Below are 17,752 nucleotides of genomic sequence, written 5' to 3' on the forward strand. Positions count from 1 at the left end.
TCGGCATTTATATCTCTTCGATGCAAAGCATCGGGGAATTAAACCCAAATTTGATAAAAAAATGTCCTGAGAATTCAAGATTCATGATATGATTTTACATTAGGTGCTAATGAGGTGTGCTAAAGTAGCTTAGTAAATTGTTTTTCCTACAAAACAATATTTAAATTCGTTGTTTGTAAAAAACATTCTGTAATTTTGTTTATTCAAAACAACACTCTAAACGATGGAGCGTCTAAAAAAGATATCAAATAGAAGACAAGAAGGCATTCCAACCGGTTTTCATCGCTACTTGTTCAGTCAGATCAACTGGAATCAAAGGCTGATTATCATCCTGGGGCAGCGAGGAACCGGTAAGACTACATTGCTCCTCCAGAAGATGAATAACGAAGAGAATAGCGCCATATACTTAAGCCTGGATGATGTTTATTTTGAGGCCAACCGTTTGGTAATCCTGGCAGATGAACTCTATGAGCAGGGCTACCGGCATTTTTATCTGGATGAAGTTCATCGCTACCCGCATTGGTCCAAAGATGTCAAGAATATATATGATAGTTATCCCGACATCAATATAATCCTCACCGGATCTTCCATCCTGGATATCAGGAAGGGGCAAGGGGATCTTTCCCGCCGGGCCACCATTTATCATTTATATGGGTTATCATTCAGGGAATTTTTGCAATTGGAATATAATATCACAACTGATACCATTGACCTTGATACGCTCGTATCATCTCATAATGAGCAATCTGCTCATTTTACCGATCTAATGAACCCTCTGAAACTCTACAGAGAATACCTGAAGTATGGCTATTATCCATTTTACAAAGAAGTCCAGAATGCCTTTGGGCAAAAATTACTGGAAACCATTGATCTGGTATTGGAACTGGATATAGCACCCTATGACAGGTTAAATTATTCCACTATACGAAATATGAAAAAATTGGTGTATGTTCTGAGCAAATCAGTTCCTTTCATACCCAATATCAGCAAACTGGCCAAAAAATTGGATACGTCCAGAAATACATTACTCAAACTTCTGGATTCCTTGGACCAGGCAAGAATAGTTTCGCTTTTACGGCGGGATACAAAGGGCGTAAGTTATTTGCAAAAACCAGAAAAAATTTATCTTCAAAACCCAAACCTGGCTTACTGGCTTTCAGAAAGCAACCCAAACTCCGGGAATATGCGAGAGACGTTTTTTTACAGTCAACTTGAACCCATTCATCAAGTCACCTCTGCGCGATATGGCGATTTCCTCATCGATGATCAATACGTATTTGAAATAGGCGGACCATCTAAGACTCGTGAACAAATCCGGGGACTTCCCAATGCCTGGATCGCCGCAGATGGCATCAAAGGAGGAACCGGCAATAAGATTCCCTTGTGGTTGTTTGGTTTTTTGTACTAATGTTCCCGTTCACTTCCTCCCCGGAAAATTTCAATGTATCCACGTTTTATAGTATTTTCACACCAAACGGCAGAAGGTTTTCACCTCCTGTTCCTATGGACGAGACAAAATATTTATGATCAAACGACTTGTTATACTCAATTCTGATATATATGCCAAGGCGGACATCGAAATCGATGATTGCCAATCCCTGCAGATCGTGGGACCCAACAATATCGGGAAAAGTAAAAGGGAGAAGGAACAACGCTGTCGTATGGCTCGATCAAAATGTGGTGCAGGACGGACGCGGGTACAGCAACAATTTTTCCAAAATCTATAAATACCTGATCAACTCCAAACTGATCAATAACCATTCCCTCAAAGAGGCACTCATCGTGGCCGACAACAAGGAAAATGAAAGGGTGTCTTTTTCCCGGAAAAATAAAAGGGATATCCAGACCCTGCTCAAGCACAACCGGGACATCAAAGTGATCAGCAGCATCCGGAAGAGTTTTACCGAATTCAAGGAAATGGTCAGCCAGTACGAAGGCATGAGCAGCATCCTGGCAGAAGGAGTTTGAATTCAATGAACAATATGCCCACCAAAGCGCGACACTCTCCGACACCATTCAGCAAGGAAAACAAAAGCACCAGGAGAAACGCCATCAGCTGGACGAGGTGTTGATCCCTGAAAAAGATAAAGCCAATCAGCACCTGGGGAAACTGGAATTCCACATCCGGCAAATCTGGCAGGATGTGGATCAAAAAGAAAAATTGATCCACGAGATCAGATCCTATGAGGAAATGCCATTCCTGGAACAAACTTTTCACACCCTGGATAGTCGTAATATTACTGGGTTTCGGGGTTGAAATTCTTTGAGAATTCCTGGAACAAACTTTTCACACTCTGGATAGTCGTCGAAAGAAAATCGAAAGTCAGATCACCCAGATCGGCGACCAGGAGCTGAACAGTACCCTGCTGGAGGAAAAGCTCAGGAAAACAGACACAGAGCTCCAGACCCTCCAACGGAAAATCACCCAATACTCCCGTTTGCTGATCCACTCGATTTCAGACCAACAATCCCAAAAAGAACTGCTGAACAGAATCCTCGCGGATGATATCACCAGCCATCTTACCACGGATCATATTTCTGCTCCTGTTTCCCGGACAGAGGCGCTAATGAAAATATTTGACGGTCAGATCCAGCTGCCTGAAGACCTGGAGGGCAAATCCATCGAATCGGTTGAAGATCTGAAAGAACAGATCAACCGTCTGGAAAAGGAAAAAAGTCATACAGAAAGCCTGCTGCCCATCGCCCGTGATCTGTAAAAATACCAAAAGGAGCTGAAGGACATCGGGGATCAGATCAGGGTGGTGAATGATAAAATGGACAAACTCCGTCAGTTGCCGGAGTTAGAAAAAGAACTGCATGCGCTGGGTGGGAAGCTCCGGGAAAATGAGAATGAAAAGAAGGAAACAGAAAAAAAGATCGAAAAAACCCAATCAGAGATCAAAAAAGCTGAAGCGGCCCTCGAAGAAGTCCAGCAGGATATTTTGGAAAAAGAGGCCAGACTTCGCGAAATCCAAACCTGGAAGGTCGAAATTGAACAGATGGGAATAGAGCCTTCAGAAAGTCATTCTGACGATACCCTGGACAACATTTATCATCATATCAGGCGCAACCGGGACGAGCGGAAAGAGGTCAGGTACCGGAAGGACAGCCTTCTTGAAAAACTCAAAGTAAAAACAGAGACCAGCTATGCGAGCGATAAAGATTTCATCGCTTTTATAGATTCGGAACTGGCTACGATGCAGGACAAAGAAAAAGCGATCGACGGGCTGCTCAAGAGTATCTCCACCCAGTTTTCCAATCCCTGCCGTACGATCTATTCCCGGTTTGAAGAATTTAAAGCTTTTATCGCGAACCGGTTCAACGCTAAAATCGGTCAGATTCAGATTTCCGATATCCAGTCTCTTAAAATAGAGATCATCGAGAATGACCGGTTGATCCGGGACCTCGATATGATCCGGGATATCCGGGATCTGAAGTCCGAACTATTGTTCGATGACCAGGCAAAGAACCTGGAAGTGCTCAATCAATACCTGGACAATCAGATCACGCTTACTTTTGACGATCTTTTTGATATAAGACTGCACCTGTACAAAAAGGGACAACACAAAGTAGTGGATCTGAAACATCAGATCGAATCCGATGGCACGGACAAGATGATCCGGCTGATACTGATCATGTCCGTCATCAATCAGATCATCATCAACGATGAGGAAAACAAAGTGGTGATCTTTGTGGATGAGATCGGTACCATCGACGAAGCCAACCGCTTCGAGTTATTGAATTTTTGCAAGGAAAATAACTTTATTCCTATTTCAGCAGCTCCGCTCCATCCGTACGACGGATTTGACCAGAATTACCTGATCCGCCGGAGCGAGGGGAAGATAGTGATCAGTGAAAACAACGGCAATGTAATCAGCTTTATGTGCCTGACGATTATCAGGAGCTTTTTGACAAATACTCGGTCTCCCTCAAGGGTAATAAAGCCCGGATGAGTCGTTCACTCAAGCTATCGGAAGATCCGGTGGTGCAGCGAATCAGGCAACAGGTGACAGAGAACAACCGTTTTTTGGAACAGGAAATTCTGATCGATGTTTAAGTCCGAACCCAAGTCTATCGTCCGATTCCTGGCCACACATTTTGACCTGATCCGGCACTTGTTTGACATTCAGATCCATGAAGGTGTGATCACCCGGCAACAGGTCTCCGATGCGCTGTCGGACTGGGACAGCGATGTGGAAGACCAGCTACTTGAGTACCGGATCCTGACCCCGCAAAACGATGATTTCCTGATCAGTGAGCCATACTTTGTGTTGCTTGAATTTATTTTGCAGCAGTTCAAACCGCTGCTCCCTGAAGAGATCGATATATACGGACAGTCGATCCGGACTTTGTTTTTGCAGATCCGGGAAGGAATTCATCTGGATCGGAATATTCTGCTGGAGCGGATGGATGCGCTGGCCAACCAGATCAAAAAGTTCACCACCGCAATCCGGAATAATACCACCAGTCTGCAACATGAGTCCCGAGAGCTTAAGGCTAATACGCAAAATATGGAGTACGAGGAAAAGATCCGGAAAGCCCGCCATTTGATCGAATTCTATATTATGCCGCTCAATACCATTCTTGATGTGAATCATAGCCAGTCGATATACAACGAATTGCTCCATATCTCACAATACGTGAACAAGATGCGGTTCAACTATGAAAATGAAAGCATCAGGCGTCGTTTTGGGAAATTGTACAACCTGCTCGTCCAATCCAACACGGACATCAGCAGTCAGTCCGCCATCATCAGCAACGAACTCCTTCCTCTGATCGAACGGATCAGGACGGAAAGTGAATACCTGCAGGGGTTTCATATTTATCTCACCAATGGTGATTGCTATAAAAAGTATGATCCGCCGGCCCTCTTTAGTATCAGCAGGACCTATCCCTACCAGCATTTTGTTTATGAAAACACAAAACAGTATTTTGAGCAATTCCGGCATGAAGAATCGGTTTATATCGAAGAAGCAGGCGCTCCGGAAGAACAATGGATATTTGACCAGGAAGAATACAGACAACGGCTGGAAAGCCAGTTGCCGGTGGACGATTTTTTCAGTTGGTGCGGATCCGCCATCAGCGAAGACAAACCGCATTTCCGGCTGGATGAGTATTTTATGATCACCAGCCTGATCTTTGAGGATGATTATGAAATTGAATCGCACCACCCTGCGACCAATGCGATTCTAAAATCTGATGATGTACAGCTGGTACTTCCGCGGCTCAAAATAAAGAAAAAGCATGTATCCGAAAAACCATAAAAAGATCGTAACAGAGTTGATGGATGGCAAATTTATCACACAGGATGATCCGCATTTCCAAATTTTAAAAGATCACAAGGAATTTTATGTCCGGTTTTTTGACCGGTCATTTGGTTATGCATTGCAGAGTACCCCGGAATACCATTACCTTCTTTCACCGGACACGCAGGAAAGCACCTCCAGAGATATCAGCATATTCTTTTCGGTATTGTGCTATGAACTGGACCAGGAGGGACGGAACTTTATGGATGTGCTGAATTTTTCGGATCTGCATATCGATGAAATCACCGATCTGTTCCGGAATACCACCTGGCGGGATCAGGTGCAGGCGAATAAGCAACTGAACAGTCCGGAGAGCCTGCGCCGGCTGATACATTCCACCATGGTCAGACGAAATATTGCGGTAAAACTTCCGGACGATCGTTATGCCTTTACCGCCGCTTATAAATATTTTATCGATTATGCGTGGGAGCTGGTGCGGCCAGATGGGGAGGAAGAGGAGGAGTGAGAGAGATTTGACAGATCTTTCATTGACCGCCGGAGCTGAAAGCGAAGGAGGTAAGATCTGTCAAATTTTTTCTCGAAGATCTGTCAAATCTTTTTTCCTTCCTTATTTTGATTTAATCCAAATAAGGAGTATCTTGTCCTTAATTTAAAAAAAACAGACCAAAATCATACCTAATCATGATCAAAGCAGAACGACTCGACGTGACACAGATCGTGCCCAAATTAAAGCACGCTACCATTTTCGAATACTTCGACGCCCTCGATGCCGGCGAGGGTTTCATCATTGACAATGATCACGATCCCAAACCTTTGTATTACGAATTGCTGGGAGAGCGAGGAAACATATTCAACTGGGAATACCTCGAACAAGGCCCCGAATGGTGGAGGGTCCGTATAGCTAAAAAAGAAAAAAGAAACGGGACCACCGAAACCATCGGTGAGATCGCAGCCAAAGATCTTCGCAAGGCCCAATTGCTCAGAGAAAAAGGCATTGATTTTAGCTGTGGTGGAGACAAAACCGTCAAAGAAGTAGCCGGGGACCTCGGTATCGAAGAAGAACAACTGAAGGAAGAACTGGAAAATAAGAAAACTTCTTCAAATCTTCCTCCTTCGCATAATTATCAGGACTGGGGTATCGACTTTTTAATGGATTACATTGTGCAATCACATCATCAATATGTCAAAAGGAATGCACCCAACTTAACAGATTTGATTCTCAAAGTCACCGAACGACACGGAAATGAACACCCGGAACTGAAAAAATTAGCCTATGCAGCCCGGTTGTTTTTTAACGACTTAGTAGCGCATATGAAAAAAGAAGAATCCATATTGTTCCCGGCCATCAAAGCAATCGATCAGGGAACCGCCTCAAAAGACCAAAACGCCACACCCAAAAACATCAAGTCTGCCGTCCTGATGCTGGAAAAAGAACATCAGATCAGCATGGAAGACTTCACCTATTTCCGCAATTTAACCAATGATTATGAGCTGCCCGAAGCGGCCTGCGATTCCTGGGCTTATTTATATCAGCTTTTGCAGGAATTTGAAGAAGACTGGGTTTATCACGTGCATATAGAGAATAATATCTTATTTCCAAAAGCGCTGGAAATGACTGAAGAATTAAGTAAAAACTAATGGTTCGCTGAAAAATTATTCTGCGTTATCTCAGGGTGTGTTTTGCAGACTGGGCGTCCAATGAAATGATTTGGATGCGCATTCATCAGCCCAACGCAATCAGGAAATACATCACTACAGCGCGAAGATCAAAATTTAGAATTCCGAAATCCATTCCCCACGTTTGAGTAGCAGAATATGGTGACAAATAAAATCAAAGTCATGGAATACAACGAACGCACCAAAATATCGAAAATCATACAACATGACAAAACCAGTATTGATGCCATAGCCCGTATTGCTCCCCCCTTGAAGCGGTTGAAGAATCCGATACTGCGAAAAATCATGGCGTCCAGAGTGACCGTAGCGGAAGCAGCAAGTATGGGTGGTTGTCAGGTAGAAGATTTTATCCGGGCACTGAAACCGTTGGGGTACCTGTACCGCGTTGCAGACAATAATGAAGTTCAGGGTGCCGACGATCAAATACCAGACTGGTTGGAAGACACAGCCAAGACAGACATTCACTCTTTTGACGTACGGCCGATCATTGAAAACGGCACCGATCCGCTAAAGGCGATTATGGCGGAATTCAAAAAAGTAGGGCCCTCAGGTATTTTGTGCATCATCAATACCTTCGTCCCTACCCCATTAATTCATCTTTTGGAAAAGAAACTAGCAGAGAAGACCTACATAAAGACAATCAATGAGAAGGAATACCATACCTACTTCTTAAAAAAAGGGAAGGTTACTAAACCTGATCAACCCACCGAATCCAATGTGATCATGGATGACGAAAATTCCTTTGATCAGGTGTGTCATCGATTCACCACCGATAAAAAGGAAGTGATCGACGTCCGCCATCTTGAAATGCCACTACCAATGCAAACCATATTGGGCGAATTGGAAGAATTACCGGAGAATGAAGCCTTGTATATCCATCACAAGCGGGTTCCCATTTATTTACTGGAAGAACTGGCGGATGGAAATTTTGAAGTTCATATTCATTCTATTGCCGAGGGAAATGTCAAAATGCTTATATTTCACAGCAAACCATGATTAATTATAATACAGGGAAAGTCCCCTCTTCAGCCATTATACTGCCATTTTATGCCACCGGAACTGGGGCCTTTTTGGTACTTTGTCTGCTGTTGGTATGGAGCCCACAGAGTTTACTGATGCATTATTTCAATCCCCACCTGCTGGGAATTGTCCATACGGCGGCTCTGGGATGGGGGACCATGATCATTTTTGGAGCATCGTACCAACTGCTACCGGTCATATCGGAGCACAACCTCCGGAGCAACGATCTGGCGATCCTGTCCTATTATTTACTGATGGCTGGTGTGGTTTTACTGGTTTGGGCGCTCTGGTCCTTCCGGACGGGCTGGATCATGGTCACCGGGGGAAGCATGATCGTACTTGCCTCCCTGCTTTATCTGATCAATGTAGTGCTGACTGGTAGACCGAGCCCCCAGTCCAATATCCAGAAATATTTTATAATCAGTTCAGCCGTTTGGTTGGTATTTACCACCGTCGTCGGCCTGCTTCTGGCGATCAACCTGGGCCATCCATTTTTCAGTCGAGACCATATGACGATACTGAAGCTTCATGCCCACCTCGGCCTGGCGGGCTGGTTTCTACAACTCATCACCGGGGTCAGTAGCAAGCTGGTTCCCATGTTTTTGCTGAGCCACGCCAAGAAGACCAAATGGCTCAATGGGGCCTTTATTCTCCAAAATGCCGGGCTCATCCTTTTTCTAGCCGATGTCTATTTTATAGGATACAGCTCCCGGGTCCTAATCTGGCTGGTGGTGGCTGGTATCGGCGTTCTATGCTGGCTAGTGGACCTGGCAAATCACTATCGGAAACGGATAAAAAAGAAAATCGATCTTCAAATGAAGCAGACCTTTGCATCCATGCTGGCGCTGATAATGGGGATTGGTACGATCCCATTCGTCCATCTCTTATCCGCTTCCGGACAAGGCTCCACATTCACCATGATATATGGTACTTTCGTATTTATGGGGTGGATTACGGGGATCATTCTCGGTCAGACCTTCAAGACCCTCCCCTTCATCGTATGGAATGACCATTATAAAAAACTAACCGGCAAGGTCAAAGTCCCGTTGCCACGAGATCTCTACCGGGCGGGATGGCTCCGATATCAGTTGGGGCTTTTCATCGTGGCACTGCTCTTGTTGATCACAGGTATTGCCACGAGACAGCTGCTCATCATCCGCATCGCGACCTGGTGCTGGCTGGGACTGGCTCTGATGTACGCATTCAATGTCGGCCAGATCCTTTTTCACAAGACCAAAACGACAGAATAAACACTCTAATTATGGGAACGATAAAAAAGTTGGACGACTACACCCCGCAGGAACGAAAGGTCCTTGACCCGCTTTATGATGTCATCGACCCGGAGTTGTTCGTCAACATCGTCGATCTGGGTTTGATCTACAACATCGAGGTGGATTCAGAACAAAACATATTGATTACCATGACTTTCACCACTCCCTTTTGCCCGATGGGGGAATCGATTATCGACGGGGTGGAAAATGTACTGCATATAGAATTCCCGGATCGCGAGGTTCATATCGATCTGACCTTTGATCCGCCGTGGTCCCCTGAAAGGTTGACAAACGAAGGGAAAAAAATGCTTGAGATGAGTTGATGAAGTTGAGGTTTCCTCCTACGTTCAAATAGTCATCGGAACTATGACGAACAAGGAGGTTGAGGTGTTCTATTTGGGAAAGTCGAAATGTTGAGGTTGGCAGACCCGGGAAATGCGAGTGCGGACTTCTAAAAAACAAGAGTCCTGAATTAATTTTGGAGGGAATAAAATCCAAATTTATAAGGAGGAATCATGGAAACACCTATGTTATCTTCGAAGTGCCTGAATATCTTTTTTCAAGATTGGTAAATCCTTGATCAGAATTCGCCACAGCGTTGTTGGATCAATAGAATCATAGGCGTGCACAAGCATATTCCTAAGGCTAATAATATGTTTGCCTCCAGTAACTTTTATATTTGAGTCGATTTTTAATATTTTACCAACGGCTTCACCAATGATCATTAAATCTCGTTCTACTGCTCGAATTGAAACAAAATTTTCATTGAATTTTTCATATTCATGATCATGCATTTCGATTATATCTTCAAGTTCGGAAATGACTGTTTCGATGTCCAAAATGTATTTCAGAATTTCCTTACGCAGCATATAAAGGTACTTTTGTTTGATCCAATTCCTTCCTAAAAACAGGATTCTTGATAGCCCGGTAAGAAATTAAATCAATTGGCCGCTTGAATAATTCTTCCAAATCATCCAACAGCCCAAAAAAAGCATCCCCCCTTTCAATAGGCCCCAGGGAGTCTTCAAACAAAACAGCAAAATCCATATCACTTTTCTCACTAAATTTTCCCGTTGCTGCAGACCCAAACAGATATAGCTCTGATACAGAATGCTTCAAACAGATCGCATTCAGACTTTCCATTTTCGAATTTATGAGATCGTTCATATTATCAAAGATAATGAAGATATTCTGTAAATACTCTTTATTAGCAAAATTATGATTTGTGGCACGCAGAACATAATATTGAACGTCCATCGCTACGACGAAGGTTTCCTATTAAAACTTTGTCCTGCAGGATGGTGCAGCAAATGAATATCTGGTTAAAAATTTAAGCCACTATAAAACAGTGTAGACCGATGTAAATAAATGGGAATTCACAAACAAAAATTCACTTTCCGGTCATCACGGTTGAAAGGTGCGGGGCATTATTCTCCCCCTCAAAAACCGACGGCAAATGCCACGCACGAAGGCTGTGGCAAATCCCATCAGATTTCACAATAAAACTCCCCTCAACTCCCAAATTTTTCTTTACTTTGCACGTTGAAATTAACCATCATCAACTTCAATGAATATGACAAGTACTACACACCCCAAAGTATCTGATCGCGTCCAAAACATGAATGAATCGGCCACGATCAAAATGTCCCAAAAAGCTCGGGAGCTCCGTGCACAAGGACATGAGGTGATTTCACTCAGCCTGGGAGAGCCTGATTTTGACACACCAGAGCATATCAAGGAAGCTGCCATCCAGGCATTACATGATGGAAAAACAAAATACACGCCCGTACCGGGAATCCTACCACTACGGGACGCCATCGTCGATAAATTCAAAAGCGATAACGGGCTGGAATACAGTGTCAACCAGATTGTGGTCTCCAACGGAGCGAAGCAATCCCTGGCCAACGCGTGTCTGGCCTTGCTCAACCCCGGCGATGAAGCCATCATACTGGCTCCGTACTGGGTATCCTATATTGAAATAGCTAAATTAGCAGGTGGAAAACCAGTGGTTGTCAGTGCAGGAATCGAACAGGACTTCAAAGTCACGCCTAAGCAATTGGAAGCGGCTATCACCGACAAGTCCAGGGTGGTAATGTTCTCCTCCCCATCCAATCCCACCGGCAGTGTGTACAGCCGGGAGGAACTGGAGGCATTGGCCGAGGTGCTCCGCAAGTATCCGAATATTATAGTGATCGCGGACGAAATCTACGAACACATTAATTTCGGTGATAAACACACTAGCATAGCGAGTCTGGATGGCATGCTGGACCGCACGGTTACCATCAATGGATTCTCTAAAGGCTATGCGATGACCGGCTGGCGATTGGGTTATATGGGCGCACCGCTGTGGATCGCTAAAGCCTGTGCCAAAATTCAAGGCCAAACTACAAGCGGCGCCAATTCCTTCAGCCAGGAAGCAGCGGTCATTGCGTTACGGAATAAATCGGACGAAATGGATATCATGCGGAAAACCTTCGAAAAACGAAAACGACTCGTGTCGGATAAACTCCGTGAGATCCCCGGCATTCAGGTTCCCAACCCAACCGGGGCGTTTTATATTTTCCCCAATGTCAGTTCTTATTTCGGAAAATCAAGTGGAGTTACCAAGATAGCTAACGCCGATGACTTTGCGGAGTACCTGCTGACAGAAGCTCATGTAGCGACGGTCTCAGGATCTGCCTTTGGGAATGATGATTGCATCCGGATATCTTATGCCGCTTCCGAAAAAGAATTGAATACCGCATTGGACCGAATCAAAGCGGCCTTGGAGAAGTTGAAATAAATTTTAATTTCCTCACGGAGTGACACAGCTTGTCACGCACCAGCGTGGGAGAAGATCACTGAGGTGGCAGTAAGCTAACCTGAGTGTGTGGGTTAAAATGCTTTTTGCCGAGCAGGTTGAGTTCATTACTGCATGTATGTCGGATTGTGCAAAAAGACCTGTCGAGCGTTTCTCCCAAACACTGACAGGTTTTACCTTTTCCCAATTAATTATCTACTTTATAAACCACATCTTCCTTTCCAAATAGCAAGATCTCCGAAACACTGTCAGGTTAATTAACATCAAAACCTGAATTCCTGGTTCAACAATCGGGAGGAGATGAATCCTGTTTCCTCCACGATTAATTCAAAAACTCCATCGTTCAGAAAAAAACCCTGCACTTCCTTTGTAGTAGGTTCTACGATCCAATACTCTTGCACGCCATGACGTTCGTAAACATCTTTCTTTTGGTTCTGGTCATACTTTGAGGTACCGGGGGAAAGTAACTCAACGACCAAATCAGGAGCGCCATGAAAACCATTTTCTTCAATATTAGCCAAACTATCCGCACTGATAAAAATAATATCAGGCTGAAATACATTTTGCTCATCCAGATAGACATCGTAAGGGGCGATCCGAACTTCACCAACAGGATTCTTTTCCAAGAAATTGAATATCCTTACACTAATTATATGCAAAATCTTTTGATGGATATCCGTAGGTGATGGTGACATGACGAGTTGACTTTCGATGAGCTGAGCCAGGGTGCCTTCCGGAAGCGCATCAAAAACTTCCCGGATGGTTCGTGGCGGTGGTTGCGTGATAAGAGTTTCCATACTGCGAAGTTTATCTAAATATAAAGAAAACAACTCCATTAAAAGAATTTTCTCACGAAGAGCCACGGAGAAGATCACTGAGAAACCACAAAGCTAACCTGACATCGTCTGAGCTAAAATGGTTTTTGCCGAGCAGATTAAGTTCATTACTGCATGTATGTCGGATTGTGCAAAATGACTTGTCGAGCGTTTTGCACCTTGCGCCCAAACACTGACAGGTTTTACTTTTTCCCAATTAATTATCTACTTTATAAACCACATCTTCCACTCCAAATATCAAGATCTCCCAAACACTGTCCGGTTAATTAACATCAAAACCTGAATTCCTGGTCCAACAATCGGGAGGAGATGAGACCTGTTTCCTCCTGACTTAATTCAAAAACACCATCGTTTAGAAAAAAACCCTGCACTTCCTTTGTAGTAGGTTCTACGATCCAATACTCTTGCACACCATGTCGTTCGTAAATATCTTTCTTTTGGTTCAGATCAAACTTCGAGGTACCGGGTGATAGTAATTCTATTACCAAATCCGGTGCCCCATGGAATCCATTGTCCTTAATGTTCAACAGATTATCCGACCCGATAAAAACAATATCAGGCTGAAATACATTTTGCTCATCCAGATAGACATCGTAGGGAGCAATAAACACTTCTCCCAAAGGATCCTCTTCCAGATAGTTATAAATCATGACATTGATTTTATTTAATATCTTCTGATGGATCGTTGTAGGAGATGGAGACATGACCAATTGATTTTCGATGAGCTGAGCCAGGGTGCCTTCGGGAAGCGCATCAAAAACTTCCCGGATGGTTCTTGGCGGTTGCTTGGTGAGTATTGTTTCCATAGAATAATTATTAATTATACGAAGGTTTTATAAGTTTCATCAAAAATTAAATTTACGATCCAGCAAACGTGAATGAATAATTCCTGTTGCCTCATGCATTAACTCAAAAACGCCATCGTTTAGAAAATAACCCTGCACTTCCTTTGTAGTAGGTTCTACGATCCAATACTCTTGCACGCCATGCCGTTCGTAAGCATCCTTTTTTTGATTCAGATCATACTTCGAGGTACCGGGCGAAAGTAACTCAACGACCAGATCAGGAGCTCCATGCAGACCATTTTCATGAATTTTTGATAAATTATCAGCAAGAACAAACACAATATCCGGTTGAAATACATTCTCCGCATCAAGATGTACATTATATGGAGCAATGCGAATCTCTCCGATCGGATTATCTTCTAAAAATGTAAGCATTAAAAAATTAATTCGATTCAAAACTTTCTGATGGCTATCCGTAGGTGAAGGCGACATAACGAGATGATTTTCGATGAGCTGAGCCAGAGTGCCTTCCGGGAGCGCATCAAAGACTTCCCGGATCGTTCGTGGCGGTGGTTGTTTGATCAAAGCGTCCATAGATATCTGTGATTTGTATAAATATAATGGATATTCAACAAAATCAGTTCAGATACCGTAGATTATCTCTCTTCTACGATAGGCAGCTGGGACCATTTGTTCCTATGCATCTCCAGATATTGTTCATAATAAGGGACGGCATGTGGAAGTAATTTTTCAGATTCGGGATATTTTCCGGTCATCCGTCGTTGACGCATTCCTTCGAATAAGGTCACTGCACAAGCCACGGAAATATTAAGACTATCCACCATACCATGCTGTGGTATGCAAAAATTTCCATCTGCTTTGGATACTGCTTCATCGCTCACGCCATCATGTTCATTTCCAAATAAGTAGGCACCCGGTAAGGTAAAATCCAGGTCGTAAATAGTACGGGTTTTTTCTGTCGAACTAAGGTATGTGGTATATATCTGATGATACTTCTCGCGCACAGCTTTAAAGCAAGCATCGAGATCCTCAAAATAGTGCACCTGCACCCATTTTCGCGTACCCGCTGTGGTTCGCTTTCCCAATCCAATTTCATTCGGACGGTGATCAACATCAGAATAAAGAACATAAAGATCACCGATTCCCACCGCATCGCAACTTCTCATCACCGCTCCCACATTGTGCCAATCACTCACATTCTCGAGGATCACGGTCCAATCCGGTTGCCGATGGTTGGCTAACTGGATGTATTTTTGATCTCGATGTGCGGTGATCTTCATATAATTGGCTATCTAGTTTATCCGACGGTACTCAAAATCTTTAAAAGATATGATATCGACATGGTCATTGGAGATATACGGCTGACCTTCATCCGATATTCGCTCTCGGAAATTATATCTAAAAAAGCAATCCCGGCAATTTGTATTAATTACTTCATCCGTCAGTTTCCGATTTTCTGAAGATAACCAATCCATCATCATCAGAAAAATATCGTGTCCGTAGTATACATCCTCATTAGCAAAGTAACTGTATTTATTCATAAATTCGGATTCAAACCGCTGAAATGCCCGACTTTTGGTATCGATAAACCGTGAACTGGTGAAATGCAGATTCATTCCACTAAATTGACTAAAATTGATGTGGTCATTGTCCATCCAGGGAGAAAGTACGAATACAGAGATGCTCCTTCCTCTTCTAGCCGCATTAATCGAAGAGAGCAAAGATAAAAAGTAGGCCTCATCAGACGAACGCCAACTCGGAATAATAATAGCTTTTACATTTTTACTAGCCATTAACTGGGTCAGTTCGTTAATATCTTCTTTGGGATTGGAGGAAGTAAAATACTCTTCCAGATTAGTTGTATTTTTCTTGAGAATACGCACCAGGTCAGCTTCTTTTTTATGGCTTAGAATCAGGGTTTGCTCCACACCATATTCCCGGGCTGTCCAATCGACCATACCGCTCAAATGTGATTCAAGACCAGGGTTTAACTGCACATATTTAGGAAATTTATGGATGTCCGGACTGGTGTTCCACGGCGACAAAACGGTGGCTCCGCTACTCTGAGTTAGCTCGATCACGTTGTTTACATCTGTGGTAGAATACGGTGATATTACCAGATCAAATTCTGGGGTAGCCAATATTTTGCGCAGTGCTTCTGGTCTGGTATCGAGCCGTGCTACATCAAAAGTAGTAACTCGAATGTTAACCGAAGGATGGGCAGAATTCGCTGCCATCTTTAAACCTGCATAGAACGACTGCCCCTTATTTTTATGTGCACCACCAAAAGGAAGCAAGCACAAGACATCGTATATATCCTGCTTTTCACCGACCTTATCAGGATAATCCTTGATCACTTCTTCCAGATCTGTCACGTCCTCCCATTCGATTTCCTGAATAACCACCTTCTCTTCCTCCTTGGGTCTATCCGGACGGGTCTTTTCTTTTTTTCCCTGAAACAAGTTCTCTATAAAACCACAACTTTGGACGGAAAATGCTACAAAGATTAATAGAATTAATCCGGGAACAACAGATTTATTCCCATTCGATGGTTGCAGGTGGCTTTGTACTGATATCATAAACTACTCGATTAATCCCTTTAACTTTATTAATAATATCACTGGAGATCTTACCCAGTAAATCATAGGGTATATGTGTCCAGTTCGCGGTCATCCCATCCAGGCTATTCACAGCCCGCAGCGCGACAGTTCCTTCGTAGGTTCTTTCGTCTCCCATCACACCGACGGACTGGACCGGAAGGAGAATAACGCCGGCTTGCCATATTTTATCATACCAACCAGCATTTCGCAGGTGTGATATATAAATCGCATCGGCATTCTGAAGAATCCGCACCCGTTCGGGTGTAATTTCTCCAAGAATACGTATACCCAGTCCCGGACCGGGAAAAGGATGCCGCTTTAGTATCGGAGCTGGTATCCCCAGTTCTTCGCCCACGTTTCGCACTTCATCTTTAAACAACGAACGAAGTGGTTCAATAATTTTTAAATGCAGTTTTTCTGGCAATCCACCCACATTGTGATGCGATTTGATCGTCACTGATGGACCGTGCACTGAAAATGATTCAATGACATCAGGATAGATGGTGCCTTGTCCCAGCCATTTGGCTTCCGGGAATTTTTTGGCTTCTCTTTCGAATACATCGATAAACACTTTCCCGATTGCTTTTCGTTTGGATTCCGGATCGGTGATCCCTGCCAATGCATCATAAAATTCCTGTTCTGCCCGTACTCCGATGATATGAAGTCCCATTTCTTTGTAGCTTTCCAGGACTTCTTCAAATTCATTTTTCCGCAGCAAACCATTATCAACAAAAATACATATCAGATTCTGGCCAATCGCCTGATGTAAAAGGCCGGCCGCGACCGATGAATCCACGCCCCCGCTCAAACCAAGTATGACATGTTCTTCTCCCACCTCCTGCCGGATAAAATCGACCGCATCCTCCACAAACCGGGACGGAGTCCAGTCTGGCGTTAAACCGGCGATGTGAATCAGAAAATTCTCCAGAAACAATGCACCTTGCTCACTGTGTGTTACTTCAGGATGAAATTGGAATCCATACACAGGGTTGTTAAACTCTTCTTCTTTTCCTTTGAATACCGCTATACCGACATCTTGGGTAGTTGCCACGGGCAGGAAGGCATCGGGCAGTTTGCAAATGGTATCTCCATGCGACATCCATACAGGGCTTCGTTCCTGGATTCCATCCAGTATCGGGTCTTCCGGTGCTGCAAATTTTGTCAATTCAGCTCGGCCATATTCTCGACTGTCTGACTGTTCAACCGAACCACCCAAGGTATGTGCCAGATATTGTGCTCCATAGCATATGCCCAACACAGGTGCATGGTCCAGCAATCGGTCTAAATCGACGTGCAGTGCTTGCGGGTCCAACACGGAAAACGGACTTCCCGATAGAATAACAGCTTCGACCTGATCATTAAGTTCAAAGTCATTGTAGGGTTTTATCTCACAATATAGGTTCAGTTCTCTGACACGACGTGCAATCAACTGAGTCACCTGGGAGCCAAAATCTAAAACTAATACCACAACTAAA

At 43.8% G+C, this 17,752-nt stretch carries 20 protein-coding genes; 12 read left to right on the top strand and 8 right to left on the bottom strand.

Translation table 11 applies throughout. The annotated features are described in order from the left end of the window. Positions 1–223: 223 nt before the first annotated feature. The 11 genes from KUV50_RS16800 to KUV50_RS16850 all read left to right on the top strand — a co-directional run bounded on the left by KUV50_RS16800 (position 224) and on the right by KUV50_RS16850 (position 9,558). Complete coding sequence (locus KUV50_RS16800) at positions 224–1,408, top strand: ATP-binding protein (protein ID WP_222581352.1); 1,185 nt, start codon at positions 224–226, stop codon at positions 1,406–1,408. A 152-nt stretch (positions 1,409–1,560) separates the two neighbouring features. Further along, positions 1,561–1,968, top strand: coding sequence for a hypothetical protein (locus KUV50_RS16805; RefSeq protein ID WP_222581353.1), 408 nt, complete (start codon positions 1,561–1,563; stop codon positions 1,966–1,968). Positions 1,969–2,065: 97 nt separating this feature from the next. Continuing rightward, complete coding sequence (locus tag KUV50_RS16810; RefSeq protein WP_222581354.1) at positions 2,066–2,257, top strand: hypothetical protein; 192 nt, start codon at positions 2,066–2,068, stop codon at positions 2,255–2,257. A 181-nt stretch (positions 2,258–2,438) separates the two neighbouring features. Continuing rightward, entirely contained in the window at positions 2,439–2,717 is a 279-nt protein-coding gene (locus KUV50_RS16815) for a hypothetical protein (protein ID WP_222581355.1), read from the top strand. A gap of 45 nt (positions 2,718–2,762) precedes the next feature. After that, positions 2,763–3,953, top strand: a complete 1,191-nt coding sequence (locus KUV50_RS16820; protein WP_222581356.1) for a hypothetical protein — start codon at positions 2,763–2,765, stop codon at positions 3,951–3,953. Between the two features lie 96 nt (positions 3,954–4,049). Then, positions 4,050–5,264: a hypothetical protein gene (locus KUV50_RS16825; RefSeq protein ID WP_222581357.1), complete on the top strand. Its 1,215-nt coding sequence runs from the start codon at positions 4,050–4,052 to the stop codon at positions 5,262–5,264. Then, positions 5,245–5,772 carry a condensin complex protein MksE gene (locus KUV50_RS16830; protein WP_222581358.1) on the top strand — a complete coding sequence of 176 codons (528 nt, stop codon included), beginning with the start codon at positions 5,245–5,247 and terminating at the stop codon, positions 5,770–5,772. The genes KUV50_RS16825 and KUV50_RS16830 overlap by 20 nt, the downstream gene beginning before the upstream one ends. Before the next feature lie 176 nt (positions 5,773–5,948). Further along, the gene (locus KUV50_RS16835) at positions 5,949–6,905 is read left to right on the top strand and encodes a DUF542 domain-containing protein (protein ID WP_222581359.1); all 957 of its coding nucleotides are present in this window, start codon (positions 5,949–5,951) and stop codon (positions 6,903–6,905) included. 201 nt (positions 6,906–7,106) lie between these two features. Next, positions 7,107–7,940, top strand: a complete 834-nt coding sequence (locus tag KUV50_RS16840) for a DUF2249 domain-containing protein (protein ID WP_222581360.1) — start codon at positions 7,107–7,109, stop codon at positions 7,938–7,940. Next, a complete protein-coding gene (locus tag KUV50_RS16845) occupies positions 7,937–9,214 on the top strand; it encodes a hypothetical protein (protein ID WP_222581361.1) in 1,278 nt (425 codons plus the stop codon). The genes KUV50_RS16840 and KUV50_RS16845 overlap by 4 nt, the downstream gene beginning before the upstream one ends. Positions 9,215–9,225: 11 nt before the next feature. Next, positions 9,226–9,558, top strand: coding sequence for a metal-sulfur cluster assembly factor (locus KUV50_RS16850; RefSeq protein ID WP_222581362.1), 333 nt, complete (start codon positions 9,226–9,228; stop codon positions 9,556–9,558). Positions 9,559–9,765: 207 nt separating this feature from the next. Here the strand turns inward: KUV50_RS16850 and KUV50_RS16855 are convergent, their stop codons facing one another. Next, positions 9,766–10,104, bottom strand: a complete 339-nt coding sequence (locus tag KUV50_RS16855; RefSeq protein ID WP_222581363.1) for a DUF86 domain-containing protein — start codon at positions 10,102–10,104, stop codon at positions 9,766–9,768. After that, the gene (locus tag KUV50_RS16860) at positions 10,094–10,402 is read right to left on the bottom strand and encodes a nucleotidyltransferase family protein (RefSeq protein WP_222581364.1); all 309 of its coding nucleotides are present in this window, start codon (positions 10,400–10,402) and stop codon (positions 10,094–10,096) included. The genes KUV50_RS16855 and KUV50_RS16860 overlap by 11 nt, the downstream gene beginning before the upstream one ends. A 406-nt stretch (positions 10,403–10,808) precedes the next feature. On the opposite strand from KUV50_RS16860, the gene KUV50_RS16865 reads away from it, so the two are divergent. After that, positions 10,809–12,017, top strand: a complete 1,209-nt coding sequence (locus KUV50_RS16865) for a pyridoxal phosphate-dependent aminotransferase (RefSeq protein WP_222581365.1) — start codon at positions 10,809–10,811, stop codon at positions 12,015–12,017. A gap of 281 nt (positions 12,018–12,298) precedes the next feature. Here KUV50_RS16865 and KUV50_RS16870 read toward each other — a convergent pair whose 3' ends face one another. From KUV50_RS16870 to guaA, 6 genes are all read right to left on the bottom strand, one after another. After that, a complete protein-coding gene (locus tag KUV50_RS16870; RefSeq protein ID WP_222581366.1) occupies positions 12,299–12,832 on the bottom strand; it encodes a Uma2 family endonuclease in 534 nt (177 codons plus the stop codon). Between the two features lie 311 nt (positions 12,833–13,143). Continuing rightward, positions 13,144–13,677 carry a Uma2 family endonuclease gene (locus KUV50_RS16875; RefSeq protein ID WP_222581367.1) on the bottom strand — a complete coding sequence of 178 codons (534 nt, stop codon included), beginning with the start codon at positions 13,675–13,677 and terminating at the stop codon, positions 13,144–13,146. Between the two features lie 39 nt (positions 13,678–13,716). Further along, positions 13,717–14,250, bottom strand: coding sequence for a Uma2 family endonuclease (locus tag KUV50_RS16880; RefSeq protein ID WP_222581368.1), 534 nt, complete (start codon positions 14,248–14,250; stop codon positions 13,717–13,719). A gap of 62 nt (positions 14,251–14,312) precedes the next feature. Beyond that, on the bottom strand, positions 14,313–14,957 hold the full coding sequence (locus KUV50_RS16885) for a TrmH family RNA methyltransferase (RefSeq protein ID WP_222581369.1): 645 nt from the start codon (positions 14,955–14,957) through the stop codon (positions 14,313–14,315). Positions 14,958–14,969: 12 nt separating this feature from the next. Further along, positions 14,970–16,256, bottom strand: coding sequence for a hypothetical protein (locus KUV50_RS16890; RefSeq protein ID WP_222581370.1), 1,287 nt, complete (start codon positions 16,254–16,256; stop codon positions 14,970–14,972). Continuing rightward, positions 16,213–17,745, bottom strand: coding sequence for a glutamine-hydrolyzing GMP synthase (gene guaA, locus KUV50_RS16895; RefSeq protein ID WP_315899995.1), 1,533 nt, complete (start codon positions 17,743–17,745; stop codon positions 16,213–16,215). Before guaA ends, KUV50_RS16890 begins: the two co-directional genes overlap by 44 nt. Positions 17,746–17,752: the final 7 nt, after the last annotated feature.

The organism is Membranihabitans marinus (genome assembly GCF_019802045.1).
Taxonomy (GTDB): domain Bacteria; phylum Bacteroidota; class Bacteroidia; order Chitinophagales; family Saprospiraceae; genus Membranihabitans; species Membranihabitans marinus_A.